Source organism: Streptomyces sp. NPDC036813 (genome assembly GCF_055609245.1).
Map to the genome: position 1 here is coordinate 67,862 of NZ_JBVJPV010000009.1, position 18,360 is coordinate 86,221.

Annotated in this window: 16 protein-coding genes and 1 pseudogene; 9 read left to right on the plus strand and 8 right to left on the minus strand. The window is 71.9% G+C overall.

All coding sequences use genetic code 11. The features are described from left to right. Positions 1-175 precede the first annotated feature (175 nt). The 3 genes from recO to ACZ67Q_RS19785 are packed head-to-tail and all read left to right on the plus strand — an operon-like array spanning position 176 to position 2,349. Entirely contained in the window at positions 176-922 is a 747-nt protein-coding gene (recO, locus tag ACZ67Q_RS19775; RefSeq protein WP_391677025.1) for a DNA repair protein RecO, read from the plus strand. Between the two features lie 25 nt (positions 923-947). Beyond that, complete coding sequence (locus ACZ67Q_RS19780; RefSeq protein WP_469809315.1) at positions 948-1,784, plus strand: isoprenyl transferase; 837 nt, start codon at positions 948-950, stop codon at positions 1,782-1,784. A gap of 25 nt (positions 1,785-1,809) precedes the next feature. Next, the gene (locus tag ACZ67Q_RS19785; RefSeq protein WP_471183619.1) at positions 1,810-2,349 is read left to right on the plus strand and encodes a YcxB family protein; all 540 of its coding nucleotides are present in this window, start codon (positions 1,810-1,812) and stop codon (positions 2,347-2,349) included. A 108-nt stretch (positions 2,350-2,457) separates the two neighbouring features. Here ACZ67Q_RS19785 and ACZ67Q_RS19790 read toward each other — a convergent pair whose 3' ends face one another. The 4 genes from ACZ67Q_RS19790 to ACZ67Q_RS19805 form a co-directional block, all read right to left on the minus strand. Next, positions 2,458-2,868, minus strand: a complete 411-nt coding sequence (locus ACZ67Q_RS19790; protein ID WP_471183622.1) for a Fur family transcriptional regulator — start codon at positions 2,866-2,868, stop codon at positions 2,458-2,460. Between the two features lie 63 nt (positions 2,869-2,931). Then, positions 2,932-3,834: a metal ABC transporter permease gene (locus ACZ67Q_RS19795; protein ID WP_471183625.1), complete on the minus strand. Its 903-nt coding sequence runs from the start codon at positions 3,832-3,834 to the stop codon at positions 2,932-2,934. Further along, on the minus strand, positions 3,834-4,601 hold the full coding sequence (locus ACZ67Q_RS19800; RefSeq protein ID WP_471183628.1) for a metal ABC transporter ATP-binding protein: 768 nt from the start codon (positions 4,599-4,601) through the stop codon (positions 3,834-3,836). The genes ACZ67Q_RS19795 and ACZ67Q_RS19800 overlap by 1 nt, the downstream gene beginning before the upstream one ends. 20 nt (positions 4,602-4,621) lie before the next feature. Continuing rightward, positions 4,622-5,581, minus strand: a complete 960-nt coding sequence (locus tag ACZ67Q_RS19805) for a metal ABC transporter substrate-binding protein (RefSeq protein ID WP_471183630.1) — start codon at positions 5,579-5,581, stop codon at positions 4,622-4,624. 240 nt (positions 5,582-5,821) lie between these two features. Between ACZ67Q_RS19805 and ACZ67Q_RS19810 the strand changes: the two genes are divergently transcribed. From ACZ67Q_RS19810 to ACZ67Q_RS19825, 4 genes are all read left to right on the plus strand, one after another. Then, the gene (locus ACZ67Q_RS19810) at positions 5,822-7,204 is read left to right on the plus strand and encodes a glycine--tRNA ligase (protein ID WP_471183633.1); all 1,383 of its coding nucleotides are present in this window, start codon (positions 5,822-5,824) and stop codon (positions 7,202-7,204) included. 143 nt (positions 7,205-7,347) lie between these two features. Next, positions 7,348-8,358: an aldo/keto reductase gene (locus ACZ67Q_RS19815; protein WP_471183635.1), complete on the plus strand. Its 1,011-nt coding sequence runs from the start codon at positions 7,348-7,350 to the stop codon at positions 8,356-8,358. A 25-nt stretch (positions 8,359-8,383) separates the two neighbouring features. Further along, positions 8,384-9,004, plus strand: a complete 621-nt coding sequence (locus ACZ67Q_RS19820; RefSeq protein ID WP_471183637.1) for a TetR/AcrR family transcriptional regulator — start codon at positions 8,384-8,386, stop codon at positions 9,002-9,004. Positions 9,005-9,038: 34 nt separating this feature from the next. Beyond that, complete coding sequence (locus ACZ67Q_RS19825) at positions 9,039-9,866, plus strand: hypothetical protein (RefSeq protein ID WP_471183640.1); 828 nt, start codon at positions 9,039-9,041, stop codon at positions 9,864-9,866. Between the two features lie 234 nt (positions 9,867-10,100). On the opposite strand, the gene ACZ67Q_RS19830 is transcribed toward ACZ67Q_RS19825, so the two are convergent. Both ACZ67Q_RS19830 and ACZ67Q_RS19835 read right to left on the minus strand, forming a co-directional pair. Then, complete coding sequence (locus ACZ67Q_RS19830; protein WP_471183642.1) at positions 10,101-11,231, minus strand: serine hydrolase domain-containing protein; 1,131 nt, start codon at positions 11,229-11,231, stop codon at positions 10,101-10,103. 69 nt (positions 11,232-11,300) lie between these two features. Beyond that, entirely contained in the window at positions 11,301-12,731 is a 1,431-nt protein-coding gene (locus ACZ67Q_RS19835; RefSeq protein ID WP_471183645.1) for an MFS transporter, read from the minus strand. A 101-nt stretch (positions 12,732-12,832) separates the two neighbouring features. Between ACZ67Q_RS19835 and ACZ67Q_RS19840 the strand changes: the two genes are divergently transcribed. Next, positions 12,833-13,723, plus strand: a complete 891-nt coding sequence (locus ACZ67Q_RS19840; protein WP_471183647.1) for a helix-turn-helix transcriptional regulator — start codon at positions 12,833-12,835, stop codon at positions 13,721-13,723. A 49-nt stretch (positions 13,724-13,772) separates the two neighbouring features. On the opposite strand, the pseudogene ACZ67Q_RS19845 reads toward ACZ67Q_RS19840, so the two are convergent. Beyond that, positions 13,773-15,223: pseudogene (locus tag ACZ67Q_RS19845) on the minus strand (MFS transporter). 81 nt (positions 15,224-15,304) lie between these two features. Between ACZ67Q_RS19845 and dusB the strand changes: the two are divergent. Further along, complete coding sequence (gene dusB / locus ACZ67Q_RS19850; protein WP_471183650.1) at positions 15,305-16,459, plus strand: tRNA dihydrouridine synthase DusB; 1,155 nt, start codon at positions 15,305-15,307, stop codon at positions 16,457-16,459. A 46-nt stretch (positions 16,460-16,505) separates the two neighbouring features. Here dusB and ACZ67Q_RS19855 read toward each other — a convergent pair whose 3' ends face one another. Beyond that, entirely contained in the window at positions 16,506-18,308 is a 1,803-nt protein-coding gene (locus ACZ67Q_RS19855) for an alkaline phosphatase family protein (protein ID WP_471183652.1), read from the minus strand. Positions 18,309-18,360 lie beyond the last annotated feature (52 nt).

Below are 18,360 nucleotides of genomic sequence, written 5' to 3' on the forward strand. Positions count from 1 at the left end.
GACGAGCCTCGCGGATCCCGGCCCACCGCCCCATCCGGCCAACAGCCTTGTCGCTGCGGGGGTTTACCCCCGGGGCGGGGGCGAGGGGCAGGTGGCCCGTCGAGGGAGGCGGTGAACGGCCGTGCACAGTCCGTGACCGGCCCGGCCGGTCTCCCCGTAAGGGCACAATGGGTCCATGAGTCTGTTCCGCGACGACGGCATCGTGCTGCGCACCCAGAAGCTGGGTGAGGCGGACCGCATCATCACCTTGCTGACGCGCGGACACGGGCGGGTGCGGGCCGTGGCCCGGGGGGTGCGGCGGACCAAGTCGAAGTTCGGGGCGCGGCTGGAGCCGTTCTCCCACGTCGACGTGCAGTTCTTCGCGCGCGGGAGCGAGCTGGTGGGCCGGGGCCTGCCGCTGTGCACGCAGAGTGAGACCATCGCGCCGTACGGCGGCGGGATCGTCACCGACTACGCCCGGTACACCGCCGGGACGGCCATGCTGGAGACCGCCGAGCGCTTCACCGACCACGAGGGCGAGCCGGCCGTCCAGCAGTACCTGCTGCTGGTGGGCGCTCTGCGCACGCTCGCCCGCGGCGAGCACGCGCCGAACCTGATCCTCGACGCCTTCCTGCTGCGCTCGCTCGCCGTCAACGGCTACGCGCCGAGCTTCGGCGACTGCGCGAAGTGCGGCATGCCCGGTCCGAACCGGTTCTTCTCCGTCGCCTCCGGTGGCTCCCTGTGCGTCGACTGCCGGGTGCCCGGCTGCGTGGTGCCCTCCCCGCAGACCCTGGCGCTGCTCGGTGCGCTGCTTACGGGAGACTGGGAGAGCGCGGACGCCTGCGAGCCGCGGTACGTCCGGGAGGGCAGCGGACTGGTCTCCGCCTACCTGCACTGGCATCTGGAGCGCGGTCTGCGTTCCCTGAGGTACGTCGAACAGTAGAAACACCGAAGGAGACGAGAAGCACATGGCCGTACGCGGGTTCCTGGGGCGCCAGCGCCGTGAGTACAGGACGCCGGAGCCGCACCCGTCCGGCGCGCGGCCCCCGAAGCTCCCCGGGGAACTGGTCCCCGGCCACGTGGCGATCGTCATGGACGGCAACGGCCGCTGGGCCAAGGAGCGCGGGCTGCCCCGCACCGAGGGCCACAAGGTCGGTGCGGAGCGCGTCCTGGACGTCCTGCAGGGCGCCATCGAGATCGGCGTCGGCAGTATCTCGCTGTACGCGTTCTCCACCGAGAACTGGAAGCGCTCGCCCGACGAGGTCCGCTTCCTGATGAACTTCAACCGCGACTTCATCCGCAAGACCCGCGACACCCTCGACGAACTGGGTGTGCGGGTGCGCTGGGTGGGCCGGATGCCCAAGCTGTGGAAGTCCGTCGCCAAGGAGCTCCAGATCGCGCAGGAGCAGACCAAGGGCAACGACCGGCTCACCCTGTACTTCTGCATGAACTACGGCGGCCGCGCCGAGATCGCCGACGCCGCGCAGGCCCTCGCCGAGGACGTGAAGGCGGGCCGCCTCGACCCGTCGAAGGTCAACGAGAAGACCCTGGCGAAGTACCTGTACTACCCGGACATGCCGGACGTCGACCTGTTCCTGCGGCCCAGCGGCGAGCAGCGCACCTCCAACTACCTTCTGTGGCAGTCGGCCTACGCCGAAATGGTCTTCCAGGACGTGCTGTGGCCCGACTTCGACCGCCGCGACCTGTGGCGGGCCTGCCTGGAGTACGCCTCCCGCGACCGTCGCTTCGGCGGCGCCATCCCGAACGAGGAGCTGCTGGCGATGGAGGGCCGCCAGGAGGGCTGATCGCCGTGCCGTACGATCCCGCCTCATGGTCATGGACATGGGGCGGGATGCCGCGTCGGCACAGGACACGGTCGAGTTGGTCTACGAGCCGACCGTGAAGGACATCGCGCAGGCACTGCGCGCACGGATGCGCGCCAGCCGGTCGGGCCGGATACAGCGATGGGCGCCGGGAGCCCTGGCTGTGTTCGCGGCGCTGGAACTGGCCGCCCGCATGGCCGGCCGGGACGCGTCGCTCTTCACGTTCTTCTGGGCGCTGTGCACGGCGGCCCTGCTGGCAGCCGTCCCCTGGCTGACGGCCCGCCAGGTACACCGGCTCGCCCAGCGGCAGGGCACCTTCCGGGCGGTGATCGCGGACACCGGCCTGAGCCTGACCACCGACACCAGCACGACGACGATGAGCTGGGCCGCCATGCCGCGCTACGCGGAGACGTCCGACGTCTTCGTCCTCCTCAGCGGGGACCGCAAGGCGGTCGGTGTCACGGTCCTGCCCAAGCGCGGCATCCGGCACCCGGCCGACGTGGACGCCCTGCGCACGCTGCTGAACCGTCACCTGGGCCGCGTCTGAATCCACGGCGGCACGCCGAGCCCAGGGGCCATGGGAACTGTGCGGCCGGCCACGACGAATCCGCACCCGCCGACGGGTGGGCGCGCCCACGGCGAGACCGCGAACCGGTCAACCCGCGGCGCAGTCCGCACACGTACCGAAGATCTCCACCGTGTGCGCCACGTTCACGAACCCGTGCTCGGAAGCGATCGCCTCCGCCCACTTCTCCACCGCCGGCCCCTCCACCTCGACGGCCTTGCCGCAGGACCGGCAGACCAGATGGTGATGGTGCTCACCGGTGGAGCAACGCCGGTACACCGACTCGCCGTCGGACGTGCGCAGCACGTCGACCTCGCCGGCCTCGGCGAGGGACTGCAGGGTGCGGTAGACCGTGGTGAGCCCGACGGAGTCGCCCTTGTGCTTGAGCATGTCGTGGAGCTCCTGCGCGCTGCGGAACTCGTCCACCTCGTCGAGCGCCGCCGCCACGGCGGCACGCTGCCGGGTGGCGCGGCCCTTCACGGGCGGTCCAGCGGTCGTCACCGGTTGCCTCCTTCGACGGCGTCTGCCCTGCCGGGCCATTGTGCCAGCCCGGCCGGGACGCGGTCAGACGCCGATCTCGTCGGGGGCCGGCCGGCCGGCCGGGATGGTGCACTCCGCCGGGTCCCCGGCGGGCTGCGCGGCGGCCTGGGCCCGTGCGCGGCGCCGGGCCAGCGGGGCGGCCACCGCGGTGAGCGCGATGAACGCCGCGATGGTCAGCAGCACGATCGTCGCGCCGGGCGGCACGTCCTGGTAGTACGAGGTGACGGTGCCGCCGAGGGTCACGGTCACGCCGATCGCGACGGCGATCGCGAACGTGGCCGCGAAGCTCCGGCTGAGCTGCTGGGCGGCGGCGACCGGCACCACCATGAGCGCGCTCACGAGCAGCAGCCCGACCACGCGCATCGCGACCGTCACGGTCACCGCGGCGGTGACGGCCGTGAGCAGGTTCAACGCCCGCACCGGCAGCCCCGTCACCCGCGCGAACTCCTCGTCCTGGCTGACGGCGAACAGCTGCCGGCGCAGCCCCAGCGTCACCAGCACCACGAACGCGGCGAGCAGGCAGATCGCGACGACGTCCGACTGCGACACCGTCGACAGGGAGCCGAAGAGGTACGACGTGAGGTTGGCGTTGGAGCCGGTGGGGGCGAGGTTGATGAACATCACGCCGCCGGCCATGCCGCCGTAGAAGAGCATCGCGAGGGCGATGTCGCCGCGGGTCCTGCCGTACCAGCGGATCAGCTCCATCAGCACCGCGCCCAGCACGGACGTCAGCGTGGCCATCCACACGGGGGACGCCGACAGCAGGAAGCCGAGGCCGACGCCCGTCATCGCGACGTGGCCGATGCCGTCGCCCATCAGGGCCTGGCGGCGCTGCACCAGGTAGATGCCGACCGCGGGCGCCGTGATGCCGACCAGGACGGCGGCGAGCAGCGCCCGCTGCATGAAGGCGTAGTTCAGAAGGTCCATCAGCTCAGCAGTCCCGTGCGAAGAGGTTCGGTGCCCGCGGGTGCGTGCGGGTGGACGTGGTCGTGGCCGGGCAGGGCGTGCTGGCCGACGGCCTTGGGCGGCGGGCCGTCGTGCAGCACGCAGCCGTCGCGCAGCACCACCGCGCGGTCGATGAGGGGCTCCAGCGGCCCGAGTTCGTGCAGCACCAGCAGGACCGTCGCACCGGCCTCCACCTGGCCCCTGAGCGTGTGCGCGAGCACCTCCTGGCTGGCCAGGTCGACGCCTGCCATGGGCTCGTCCATGATCAGCAGCTCGGGCGCGGCGGCCAGCGCCCGCGCGATGAGCACCCGCTGGTGCTGCCCGCCGGACAGGGCGTTCACCGAGTCCTTCGCCCGGTCCGCCATCCCGACCAGTTCCAGGGCGTGCCGTACGGCCTCCCGGTCGGCCTTGCGGAAGGCGCCGAAGCGGGTGCGGGAGAGCCGGCCCGAGGAGACGATCTCCGTCACGGTCGCCGGGACACCGCCCGCCGCGGTGGTGCGCTGCGGGACGTACCCGACACGGGACCACTGGCGGAAGCGGCGGCGCGGGGTGCCGAACAGCTCGATCTCGCCGTCGCTGACCGGCACCTGGCCGATGATGCTGCGCACGGCGGTGGACTTGCCGGAGCCGTTGGCGCCGAGCAGCGCGACGACCTCGCCGCGGTGCACGCTCAGGTCGATGCCGCGCAGGACGGGGCGCGCGCCCAGCTCGGCGCGCACACCGCGCAGGGATATGACGGGCTCGGGCATGCCGCTCTCCGATCGGTCGGTCACTTGGTCCCCAGAGCGGTCTGCAGGGCCTTGAGGTTGGCCCGCATGACCTGGAGGTAGTCCTGGCCGCGGGACTTCTTCGTGATGCCCTCGATCGGGTCGAGGACGTCGGTGCGCAGGCCCGCGTCCTGGGCGACGGTCCTGGCGGTCTTGTCGCTGACGAGGGTCTCGTAGAAGACGGTGGAGACGTGGTCGGCCTTCGCCATCTTCTCCAGCTCCTTCACCCGGGCGGCGCTCGGCTCCGACTCGGGGTCGAGGCCGTTGATGGCCTCCTCGGTGAGGCCGTAGCGCTCGGCGAGGTAGCCGAAGGCGGCGTGGGTGGTGAGGAAGACCTTGGTCCGGGTGTTCTTCAGCCCGGCGGCGAACTCGGCGTTCAAGGTGTCGAGCTTGCCGACCAGCGCGTCGGTGTTCTTGCGGTAGTCCGCGGCGTGGGCGGGGTCGGCCTTGGCGAAGGCGGCGCCGACCCCGCGGGCGACCTCGGCGTAGCGCACCGGGTCCAGCCAGATGTGCGGGTCGCGGCCGCCGCTCTCCTCGCCGTGCTCGTGGTCGTGCTCGGCGGCGTGCCCGCCGGCCTCGTTGCCGTGCTTCTCCAGCGTGGTCAGGGAGGCGGCGTCGATCTTGGTGCGGGCCCCGGACTGGCCGACGGCCTCGTCGACGGCCGGCTGCAGGCCCTTGAGGTAGAGCACCGCGTCGGAACTCTCCAGCCGGCCCCGCTGCCGGGCGCTGATCTCCAGGTCGTGCGGTTCCTGGCCGGGCGCGGTGAGGCTGGTGACGTTCACATGGCTGCCGCCGATCTGCTCGGCGAGATAGGCCATCGGGTAGAAGGACGCGACGACGTCGAACTTGTCCGTGTTGCCGGCGGCCGCGCTGTCACCGCCGCAGGCGGTCAGGGTGCCGATCCCGAGGGTGGTGACGGCCGTGGCCGCGGCCACGGATATGAGGCGTCGTCGTACGTTCATGACAGTCATTTTCAACAAACATGGAAACCGTTGTCAACAAGCCTGCTGAGAGCGCCGGACCGGCCCTGTTTTGCCCGTCCGGGCGGGCCCCCGATTTGGTTGAGGGGGAGCCCGCGCCGGTACGCTGAAGCATTCGCTGGAAGCATCTCGTTTCGCCCGCCCGTCTCCCGACCACCACCCCCCATCGAGGCGCTTCGCGCCGCACCAGTCAGTCACCGTCGTCGTAATGAAGAGAGCACCGTGGCCGCCGACAAGATCGACACCATCGTCAGCCTGAGCAAGCGCCGTGGCTTCGTTTTCCCGTGCAGTGAGATCTACGGCGGACAGCGTGCCGCCTGGGACTACGGACCGCTGGGTGTCGAGCTCAAGGAGAACATCAAGCGCCAGTGGTGGCGCTACATGGTGACGTCGCGCGAGGACGTGGTCGGTCTCGACTCGTCCGTGATCCTGGCCCCCGAGGTCTGGGTCGCCTCCGGCCACGTCGCCACCTTCACCGACCCGCTCACCGAGTGCACCTCCTGCCACAAGCGGTTCCGTGCGGACCACCTGGAGGAGGCCTACGAGGAGAAGAAGGGCCGCGCCCCCGAGAACGGCCTCGCCGACATCAACTGCCCGAACTGTGGCAACAAGGGCCAGTTCACCGAGCCCAAGCAGTTCTCCGGCCTGCTGTCGACGCACCTCGGCCCGACCCAGGACTCCGGCTCCGTCGCCTACCTGCGTCCCGAGACCGCCCAGGGCATCTTCACCAACTTCGCCCAGGTGCAGACCACCTCGCGCCGCAAGCCGCCGTTCGGCATCGCGCAGATGGGCAAGTCCTTCCGCAACGAGATCACGCCGGGCAACTTCATCTTCCGCACCCGCGAGTTCGAGCAGATGGAGATGGAGTTCTTCGTCAAGCCGGGCGAGGACGAGCAGTGGCAGGAGTACTGGATGGAGCAGCGCTGGAGCTGGTACACCGGTCTCGGCCTGCGTGAAGAGAACATGCGCTGGTACGAGCACCCGAAGGAGAAGCTCTCCCACTACTCCAAGCGCACCGCCGACATCGAGTACCGCTTCCAGTTCGGCGGCAGCGAGTGGGGCGAGCTGGAGGGCGTCGCCAACCGCACCGACTACGACCTGAGCGCGCACTCCAAGGCCTCCGGCCAGGACCTGGCCTACTACGACCAGGAGGCCGGCGAGCGCTGGACGCCGTACGTCATCGAGCCCGCGGCCGGTGTCGGCCGCACCATGCTGGCCTTCCTCCTCGACGCCTACGTCGAGGACGAGGCGCCGAACGCCAAGGGCAAGATGGAGAAGCGGACCGTGCTGCGCCTGGACCACCGCCTGGCGCCGGTGAAGGCCGCGGTGCTGCCGCTGTCCCGCAATCCCGAGCTGTCCCCGAAGGCCAAGGGTCTCGCCCAGGCGCTGCGCCAGCACTGGAACATCGAGTTCGACGACGCCGGCGCGATCGGCCGCCGCTACCGCCGCCAGGACGAGATCGGTACGCCGTTCTGCGTCACGGTCGACTTCGACACGCTGGACGACAACGCGGTGACCGTCCGCGAGCGTGACTCGATGAAGCAGGAGCGCGTCTCCCTGGACCAGATCGAGGGTTACCTCGCCTCGCGCCTGATCGGCTGCTGAGGCCGCCCACCCGACGACGAAGGCCCGCCCCTCCACGGAGGGGTGGGCCTTCGTGCGTGCCGGGGCGGGTGTGCCGGCTTCTTGCTGGCAAGTATGGAATGACAGATATTGAAATCTGTCAGCTGTCATGGCAGGCTGGTGCCATGACGATGCCAACCCGAACCCTCGGTACCACCGGCCCCCGGGTCTCCGCCCTCGGCCTCGGCTGCATGGGCATGTCCGGCATGTACGGCGAGGCGGACCGCGCCGAGTCCGTCGCCACCCTCCATGCCGCCCTGGAGGCCGGCGTCACCCTGCTCGACACCGGCGACTTCTACGGCATGGGCCACAACGAGCTGCTGATCAGCGAGGCGCTGCGCACCGCGCCGGCCGCCCTGCGCCGCAACGCGCTGCTCAGCGTCAAGTTCGGCGCCCTGCGCGGCCCGGACGGCGACTGGGCCGGCTTCGACGGCCGCCCGGCCGCCGTGAAGGCCTTCGCCGCCTACTCCCTCCAGCGCCTCGGCGTCGACCACATCGACATGTACCGGCCCGCCCGGCTCGACCCCGACGTGCCGATCGAGGAGACCGTCGGCGCGATCGCCGAACTCGTCGAGAAGGGGTACGTCCGGCACATCGGCCTGAGCGAGGTCGGCGCCGACACCATCCGCCGGGCCGCCGCGACCGCCCCCATCGCCGACCTCCAGATCGAGTACGCCCTCGTCTCCCGCGGACCCGAGCGGGAGATCCTCCCCACCCTGCGTGAACTGGGCATCGCCGTCACCGCCTACGGGGTGCTCTCCCGCGGCCTGATCTCCGGCCACTTCTCCGGCGACCGGCAGCTGGCCGCGCACGACTTCCGCGCCCACTCGCCCCGCTTCCAGGGCGACAACCTCCGCCGCAACCTCACGCTGGTCGAGTCGCTGCGCAAGGTCGCCGAGGACAAGGGCGCCACGGTCGCCCAGATCGCCATCGCCTGGGTGCTCTCCCGCGGTGCGGACATCGTCCCGCTGGTCGGCGCCCGCACCCGGGAACGGCTCGGCGAGGCCGTGGGCGCGCTGGACGTGCGGCTGGACGCGTCCGACCTCGCCGCCATCGAGGCCGCGGTGCCGGCGGACGCGGTGGCCGGCGACCGGTACGCCCCCGCGCAGATGGCCATGCTCGACAGCGAACGCTGATCCCGGTGCCGGGTACCGTCTAGACATGACACCGGCCGGCGAGATCCTGACCACCGAGCGCATCCTCGAAGCGACCGAGGAGGTACTGCGCCGCCACGGACCGGCCAAGGCGACCGTGGTGGACGTGGCCCGCGCGCTCGGCGTCAGTCACGGCAGTGTCTACCGCCACTTCCGCACCAAGGCGGCCCTGCGCGAGGCCGTGACCAAGCGGTGGCTGGACCGCACCTCGGAGCGGCTCGCCGGGATCGTCGCGGGCGAGGACGCTCCGCAGGAGCGGCTGCGCGCCTGGCTCGCGACCCTGTTCGAGGCCAAACGGCACAAGGCGGGCGGCGACCCCGAGCTGTTCGCCACCTACACGGTGCTGACGGACGAGAACGGCACGGCGGTGGGCGAGCACATCGCCGATCTCACCGCGCAGCTGACCCGGATCATCGAGGACGGCGTCGCTTCGGGTGCCTTCACCGCGACCGACCCGGCCCTCGCGGCCCGCGCCGTCTTCCAGGCCACGGCCCGCTTCCACGACCCGTGCCACGCGCCCGAGTGGAAGGACCCGGCGATCGAGACGGACTTCGCTGCCGTGGTGGACCTGGTGCTCAGGGGGCTCGCGGCCCGCAGGACAGCCGCCTCGCACGGTTTCAACCCCTGACGGTGAGTCATCCGCGGGTCATATGATCACGCGCATGACGACACCTTCCACTCCCGTCCTGCGAGGCGAGGGTGCTGTGCTGCGCCATGAGGACGGGGCGCTCACCCTGCGGCGCGGGGGCGAGGAGACGCGCATACCTCTGCGGGCGGTCAGGGACGTCCGGGCGTCCGGGCGCACCGTGGCCGTGGAGCTGCGGGTGCCGGCCGGCGCCGAGCCCGTGTCCCGGCGTGTCGACGGGGTGAGCGAGGCCGCGGCCGCGGCGTTCGCCGACCTGGTGGGTGCCGCCCTGGCCGGGCTGCCGGAGCCCGGCCCGTCCTTCGACGGCACCGCGCTCGTCACGACCCGTTCCGTCACCCCTGCCGGGTCCCGTCCGGACGGTCCCGCCGAGAACCCGGGCTGGGGCTGGTTCGGGATGTCGGTGGCCCTGGGTCCCGGGCTCGCGGCCCTCGTCGTGATGAGCGTGATCCTCGTAGTCCGGGGATGGGCGCTCGCCCTGTTCTGGGCGGTGCCCATGGGGGTGATGGCCGTCGTCCTGAGCGCCGTGAGCGCCTTCACGACCGAGCAGGCCCACTTGATGTGGTCCCTGCCCGCACGCGGCATCACGGTCATGGCGGAGTTCCGGTTCCGCATTCCCTCAACGCGGGTGTTCGAGTACACGGACCTGGCCGGTGAGACCCACAGGTACCGCACGCGGAGGAAGATCCCCCGGGCGGAGGTGAGCTACGACCCGAGCCGCCCGTGGCGGGTCATCGGCGTCCACTCCGTCACCCGACGAGTTCTGGTCGCGGTGGCGGCCCTGCTCCTGTGGTGCGCGACTGCCGGCTTCGTCGTCCTGATGATGTACCTCGCCGTCGAAGGCTGACGGCACGCCCGGCCCCGACGCCGGAAGGCCCCGCTCCCCGCTCCCACGGGCTCCGGACACCGCTCGCGCCACCCGTCCCGCAGGCACCGGGTCCGAGGCCCCTGGCCTGGGCCGGGCCGGGAGCCCGTCCCGTGACCCCGTTCGTGCGCCGCCCGCGTGCTGCCCCGCGCCGGGGCACCGGGTCGGAGGCCGGTCGGAGGCCTGGGGTGCGGTTCCGCGTGGCCGGCCGGAGGCCTACGCGCACGCCTGCCAGAACTCCCGCATCAGCGGGGTCGGGGTCGGTCCGCTCATGCCCGCCTGGGTCAGCAGGATCGTGACCGTGTCCGTCGCCGGAATCAGATGGGCCGTCGTGCCGGTGCCGCCGATCCAGCCGTAGCGGCCGGGGACGTTCCACGGGGCGAGCGGGGCCACGTCCACCTGGCCGCCGTAGCCCCAGCCCTGCCCCTCCAGGAAGAGCGTCGCGCTCTCACGCTGCGCCGCGGTGAGATGGTTGCCGGTCATCCGGCTCACGGAGGTGGGGGACAGCAGGTCACCGCCCCCGGCCAGCAGCATGCGGGCGAAGGCCAGCCAGTCGTCGGCGGTCGAGACCAGCCCGCCACCGCCCGAGGCGAACCGCGGCAGGCTGCTGAAATCACCGTCCGGGGTGTCCACGAGCTTCGGCTCGCCGCCTTCCGAGGGGGCGTAGGCCCAGGTGAAGCGGTCGCGTTTCGCCGCCGGGACCTCGAAGCCGGTGTCCTTCATCCCCAGCGGCCCGAAGATCCGCTCCGCCAGGAACTCCGGCAGCGTACGCCCCGTGACCCGGGCGACCAGCAGGCCCTGCAGGGCGGACGCCGTGCCGTACAGCCACGCCTCGCCCGGCTGGTGCAGCAGCGGAACCTCGGCGAGCCGGGCCAGCCAGACGTCCGGGCCGGGCCAGCTCTGCAGAGGACGGCTGTGGTCCTGCACCTCGGACAGCGCCCGGGCGGCCGGCAGCGAGAAGTCCGAGGGCAGACCCCAGCCGGGGCGCGAGCTCAGCAGATCCTCCACGGTGATCGGGCGGTCCGCCGGGACCAGGTCGTCGACGGGGCTCGCCGGCGTGCGGACCACGCGCGGCTTCGCCAGCTCCGGCAACCACTCGGCGATCGGGTCGTCCAGCGCGACGCGGCCCTCGTCGAGAAGCATCAGCACCGCCGCGGCCATGATCGGCTTGGTGATCGAGGCGATCCGGAAGATCGACTCCCGGGTCATCGGCACGCGGCCACCGGCGTCCGCCGAGCCGACGGCGACCACCTCGACGTCACCGCCCCGCGCGACGAGGGCGACCGCCCCGGGGACGGTGCCGTCGTCGACCCGTCGGCGCAGTGTGTGGTACAGCGGGCTGTTCATTCCCCGGCCTTCCGGTGCGGACGCGTCGTGACGAGCGTTACGACCGGCGACGGCACCGGAACTCATCGCTCAGCCCACCGTCCGCGGCAGCCGCAGGCTCAGCAGCCCCGTCAGCGCCACCCCGGCCAGCTGGACCAGCAGCACGGTGACCAGGGCGTCCCGCATGCCGGTCCCGGGGGTCAGCGACAGGAAGAGGGTGCCCAGGGTGGCCACGCCGAGGGCGAGGGCCGCCTGCTGGGTCGTCGTCATCACCCCGCTGCCGACGCCGGCCCGCGCGGGCGGCACCTCGGAGAGGACCACCCGGTAGATCACGGGCAGTTGCAGGGCCTGGCCGACGCCGGCGACCGCCCCGCCCGGCAGCAGTTCCACGACGCCCAGGTGCGGCCAGGACCACCAGGCCGCCAGGGCGATCAGCGCCAGGCCGGTGCCCTGCAGCACCGCGCCCGCCGTGACGACCCGGGTGCCGAACCGGGCCACCAGGCGCGGACCGGCCAGGGAGGTGAAGAAGAACGTCACGGCCAGCGGGGCCAGCGCCAGCCCGGCCGGCACCGGACCGAGCCCCGCCCCCTGCTGGAGGGCGACGGCGACGACGAACATGAACCCGCTGAACCCGATCGAGAACGGCAGGATCAGCACCAGCCCCCGGCGCAGCGACGCCAGCGCGAACAGGCTCGGCGGCACCAGCGGGGTACGGCCGGCCCGGTCCGCCCGGCGTTCCACGGCGAAGAAGGCGGCCGCCGCGACCGGGAACGCCGCGAGCGACAGCCACGTCCACAGCGGCCAGCCCGCCGCCCGCCCCTCGGTGAGCGGCGCGAGCAGCGTCAGCAGTGCGACGGCCAGCAGCACCGTGCCGGGGCCGTCCACCGGCTCCGGGCGCTGCGAACGCGTCTCGGGCACGGTCCGCGCGGCCAGCAGCAGACCCACGACCACGACGGGCACATTGACGAGGAACACCGAGCGCCAGCCGGTGCCCCACAGGTCGGCGGCGACCAGCAGGCCGCCGAGGATCTGGCCCGCGACCATGGACAGGCCGGCCGTCGCGCCGTACAGGCCCATCGCGCGGGCGCGGCGCGCCCCGGACGTGGCGGCCTGGATGGTGGCGAGCACCTGCGGCAGCATCGCCGCGGACGCGGCGCCCTGCGCGACCCGGGCGGCGACCAGGGTCCAGGCGTCCGGGGCGAGCCCGCACGCCAGCGACGTCAGCCCGAAGGCGGCCATCCCGGCAAGGAAGAGACGCCGCCGGCCGAACAGGTCGCCGAGCCTGCCGCCGAGGACGAGCAGGACCGCGTACGCGACGCCGTACCCGGCGACGACCAGCTCCAGCACGGACTCGCCGGCGTGCAGGTCCCGGCCGATGGTGGGCAGAGCGACGTTGACGATGAAGAAGTCGATCAGCGGCAGTGCCGCCGCGAGCAGCACCGCGAACAGTCCGGGTCCGCTCAGCGCGGGCGGCGTGGCAGGGACGGATCGGACAGGGCGTGGAGTGATGGTCTCGGTCACGTCACCGAGCCTGCGCCGGCCCGGAGGCTGGTACCAGAGTGTCCTTGTCCTGGTACCAGCACTACCTGGAAACAGGACCCGTGAGGCGGCACCCTGGAAGCATGACCATGCTGGCCCAGGAGACGTCGCCCGCCGCCGCTGCCCCCCGCGGCACCGAGATCCGCCGCCACGAACTGGCCGCCTTCCTGCGCAGCCGCCGTGAGCGCCTCGCCCCCGAGCAGGTCGGCCTGCCCCGCGGCCGCCGGCGCCGCACCCCCGGCCTGCGCCGCGAGGAGGTCGCCCAGCTCTCCGCGGTCGGCGTCACCTGGTACACGTGGCTGGAGCAGGCCCGCGACATCCAGGTCTCCGTGCAGGTGCTGGACTCCCTCGCCCGCACCCTCCGGCTCGACGGCACCGAACGCGCCCACCTCTTCCAGCTCGCCGGAGCCGTCGACCCGAGCCCGGCACAGAGCTGCCCCTCGGTCACGCCCGCGGTGCGGGCCCTGCTGGAGCAACTGGAGCCGGTCCCTGCGGCGATCCAGAACGACCGGTACGACATCGTCGCCTACAACCGCACCTACGGCCTGCTGCTGTGCGACCTGGACGCGGTACCCCCCGAGGACCGCAACTGCCTGATCCTGTCGTACACCCACCCGGACTGGCAGTCCTCGATCGTTCACCTCGAGGAGGCCCAGCGGCTGATGGCCGCCCGCTTCCGCGCCGCGATGGCCGGCCACCTGGGCGAACCCGCCTGGAAGATGCTCCTGAAGCGGCTGCGCGAGCAGTCCGCCGACTTCCGCGAGGCCTGGGACCGCCACGAGGTCGTGGCCCACCGCACCAAGCGCAAGGAGTTCCTCAACCAGTACGTCGGCCGCCTCACCCTCGACCACACCGACCTCTGGCTCAACCCGGAGGTAGGCGCCCGCATGGTCACCTACGTCCCGGCGGACGACGAAACGCGGGCACGTCTGGAGCAACTGCACGAATACGCCGTGAAGGGGCACGGGGCGTGACATTGCGCGGCTCCGCCGCGTGGGTGCGACAAGCCGCACAAACCCGCGGCTAGGTACGCTCCGAAACTCCCACGACCTGCCGCACCTCATCCGACTCGAGCCTCTCGGCCGTACGCGACGCGGTCCGCCGCGCCCAGCGTCCGCTGCTCAACAGCCCCAGCACCAGCACCGCGAGCCCGCAGCCGACGAGAACCCACCATCCGGGCCGCGCCGCCGAGACGAACGCACCCCGGTACGACGACGCACCCACGCCGGAAGCGAGCAGCGCCCCGACCACCGCGACCCCCAGCGTCTGCCCCAGTTGCCGGCTCGTGGAGGCGACGGCCGCAGCCACTCCGGCCTGGGCCCGCGGCATGCCCGACACCGCCGTGTTGGTGATCGGCGCGTTCACGAAACCGAAGCCGATGCCGAACAGCACGTACCCGAGGAACAGGGTCACATCGGCCGTCTCGGCCTCGAACGCGGCGAACAGCACCGCGCTCGTGGTCATCGCGACGCCCGCGATCAGCAGCGGCAGCCGCGGACCGCGGGAGCCCACCAGCCGCCCGGACAGCGGGGCGCACAGGAACGTCGGCACGGCCATCGGCAGCATCCACAGTCCGGCGTGCAGGGCGCTCAGACCGCGCACGTCTGCAGGTACAGCGTGGACAGGAACAGGAAGCCGCCCAGCGCCGCGAACGCGCTGATCGCTATCACGGTGGCCCCGCTGAACGGTGCCGAGCCGAAGAAGCGCAGGTCGATGAGGGGCTCGTCGCGCCGCGGCTCGTACCACAGCAGGCCGAGCAGGGCGACGACGGCGAGAGCCGCGAAGGGCAGCACGGAGGCGAGGCCGGCGGCGGGGGCCTCGATGATGGCGTAGGTCAGGGCGCCGAACAGGACGATGACCAGCAGCTGGCCGACGGGGTCGGGGCGGCGGGCCTTCGGGGCGCGGGACTCGGGGACGTAGCGCAGGGTCAGCAGCAGGGCGGCGAGGCCGACCGGCAGGTTGAGCCAGAAGATGGACCGCCAGCCGACCGCCTCGACCAGCACGCCGGCGACCATCGGTCCCGCGGCCATGGAGATGCCGACGACCGCGCCCCACACGCCGATGGCCCGGGCCCGCTCGCGCGGGTCGGTGAAGGTGTTGGTGATGATCGACATCGCGACCGGGTTGAGCATCGACCCGCCGACCGCCTGCACCATGCGGAACGCCACCAGCGCGTCGAGGTTCGGTGCGAGGGAGCACAGCACCGATCCGGCCGTGAAGACCACCAGGCCGGCCATGAAGACCCGCTTGCGGCCGACGCGGTCGGCGGTGGAGCCGGCCAGCATCAGCAGGGAGGCCAGGACCAGGGTGTAGGCGTCGATGGTCCACTGCAGCCCCGAGGTCGACGCGTGCAGATCGCGCTGCATGGCGGGCAGGGCGACATTCAGGGCCGTGACGTCGAGGCTCACGATCAGCAGGCTCATGCAGCAGATCGCGAGCACGAGCATCCTGCGGCGATGACTCAGCTCGGGCATACGGTCAGAATACTCCTCATCGCTAGTGTGCCTAACTAATTACTTTGGGTCGTGGTGGCGGGCGTACGCGACAATGGGGCCATGCCCACGCCCACCACTGACGTGAACTCCACGCTGCAGATCGGTCCGCACCCCGTCGCACCGCCGGTGGTGCTCGCTCCCATGGCGGGTATCACGAACGCCCCCTTCCGCACCCTGTGCAGGGAGTTCAGTGGCGGCAAGGGCCTGTTCGTCAGCGAGATGATCACCACGCGGGCGCTGGTCGAGCGCAACGACAAGACCATGCAGCTGATCCGCTTCGACGAAAGCGAGCGCCCCCGCTCGATCCAGCTGTACGGCGTCGACCCGGCCACCGTCGGCAAGGCCGTCCGCATGATCGTCGAGGAGAACCTCGCCGACCACATCGACCTGAACTTCGGCTGCCCGGTCCCGAAGGTCACCCGCAAGGGCGGCGGATCCGCGCTGCCGTACAAGCGGAACCTGCTGCGGGCCATCCTGCGGGAGGCCGTCAGCGGCGCCGGGGACCTTCCGGTGACGATGAAGATGCGCAAGGGCATCGACGACGACCACCTCACCTACCTCGACGCCGGCCGCATCGCCGTCGAGGAGGGCGTCACCGCCATCGCGCTGCACGGCCGCACGACCGCCCAGCACTACGGCGGCACCGCCGACTGGGACGCCATCGCCCGGCTCAAGGAAGACGTCCCGGAGATCCCCGTCCTCGGCAACGGCGACATCTGGTGCGCCGAGGACGCGCTGCGCATGGTCCGCGAGACCGGCTGCGACGGCGTGGTCGTCGGCCGCGGCTGCCTGGGCCGGCCGTGGCTCTTCGCCGACCTGGTGGCCGCCTTCGAGGGGCGTGCCGAGGACTTCGTACGGCCGACCCTGCGCGAGGTCGCCGACGTCATGGTCCGGCACGCCACGCTGCTCGGCGAGTGGCTCGGCGACGAGTCACGGGGCGTGATCGACTTCCGCAAGCACGTCGCCTGGTACCTCAAGGGCTTCGCCGTCGGCTCCGAGATGCGCAAGCGTCTCGCGATCACCTCGACCCTCGAGGACCTGCGGTCCGGACTGGACGAGCTGGACCTCGACCAGCCCTGGCCGGCCGGCGCTGACGGCCCGCGCGGCCGCACCTCCGGCAACAACCGCGTGGTGCTGCCCGACGGCTGGCTGAAGGACCCCTACGACTGCGCGGGCGTCACGGAGGACGCCGAACTGGACACCTCCGGCGGCTGATCGGCCGGCTCCCCGAGGCCGGCTCCCCGAGGTCGGCTCCCGCAGGTCAGCTCCCCGAGGGGTGGGGCACGGACCCGTACGCCGTCAGGAAGCGGTCGCGGAAGGCGCTCATCTTCCACACCGGCGCGGTGTGCGCGGGCCGCAGCCCGTCGGTCCAGCCCCACCCGGCGATCTTCCGCAGCACCTTCGGGTCCTTGGCGACGATCGACACCGGGACGTCCCGGCTGGCGTGGTTGCCGCTGACCCGGGCGATCGGCTGGTGGTCGCCGAGGAAGACCAGCACGGTGTCGTCGGTGCCGTAGCGCTCCAGCCACTGGGTGAGCGCGGTCACCGAGTACTGGATCGACTTCCCGTACTCCTCGCGGGAGGCCGTGGAGTCGGCGATGACGTCCGCGGACTTCCTGCCCGCCTTCTCGATCGCGTCGTAGACCCTTCCGTCGCCGAGCCGGTCCCAGCCGACCATGTGCGGGATCGGTGCCCAGGGCTGGTGGCTGGAGGTCAGGATGATCTCCGACATCAGCGGCTTGTCGCGCTTACGGCCGTGCTCGCGCTGCTGGAACTGCTGCAGCGCGAACTGGTCGGGCATGGTCGACCAGCTGAACTTCGGGCCGTGGTAGCCCAGTTGGAAGGCGTTGTACACCTTGTCCAGGCCGTAGTACTTCTGCTCCGGCCAAGCCTTCTGCACGCCCGGCATCACCCCGACGGTGTCCCACGCGCCGGTCTTGGCGAACGCCTTCGTCAGGCTCAGGTGGTCGCTGGCCATGACGGTGCGGTAGCGCTGCTGATTGCTGATCCACAGCCCGGACATGAAGGTGGAGTGGCCGAGCCAGCTGCCGCCGCCGTAGGTCGCCGACGTCAGCCAGCCGCTCTTCGCGTGAAAGCCCGCCTTGGCGAGCGCCTGGGTGCTCGCGGTGAGGGTGGTATCCACGCCCGGCGCCATGACCGGGTCCTCGACCGCGCTGCGGCCGTAGCTCTCGATGAACGTGAAGATGACGTCCTTGCCGCGCAGATCCGGCACCAGCTGGGCCGGCGGAGTCTTCCCGAAGGCGTCGGCCCGGGCCTCCTTGCCGAAGGCCGCCTCGTCGCGCACGGTGTCCCGCACCGTACGGGCCTGGGCCTCCGCGACGGTCGCAGCGTGCCGGGTGGCCAGGGGAGCGCCCGCGATCTGCACCCCGAACGCGGCGCACGTGATCCACGCGGTCCCGGCGATCAGCGCCCCCTGGGCCGCGCGGCCCCGGTGCCGGGCGAGGGCGGAACCGAGGCGGACGGCGGACAGCGCGACCAGGACGACCAGCAGTACGACGAGGGCGATCGCACCGACGGTGAGGCCGAGCGCCGCCGTGGAGCCGAGGGAGTCCGCCACATAGGAGCGGGCGTCGTCGAACAGCCCCCAGTCCAGGATCATGTTGAACGGCCGGCCCAGGTATTGCGTGAAGCCGATGTCCAGCATGTCCAGCACTGCCAGCCACCCCACCAGCGCCCCGGCGAGCGCCGCCGCGACGATCCGCGCCCTCCGCGGCAGATACAGCAGGACGACCGCCCCGATGATCGCCTCGGCCGGCAGCCGCACGAACGCGGAGGGCCGCAAGCCCGCCTGCGTGTTCGGCATCTCCAGGGCGACCTGGACGAGAAGAGCGGCGAGCCCGGTGACCGCGAGCGACACCCAGCGGGCGGCGGAAGGGTGCCGGGCGCGCCACCGGGCGAGGCGGGCGCGCGGATGCGGGACGCGCAGGAAGCGGCGGGCGCCACGGGGCCCGGCGGCCGCGGGCGCCGCAGCGCTCTCTTCCCGCTCGCGCGTACTGGTGTCCTGAGACAACCCGGGGTCCTTCCAACGGCAGGCCGACGACATCCTCCCGTACGGCAGCCCCGGGGACCTCGTTCACGAGGGCCGAGCAAACAAC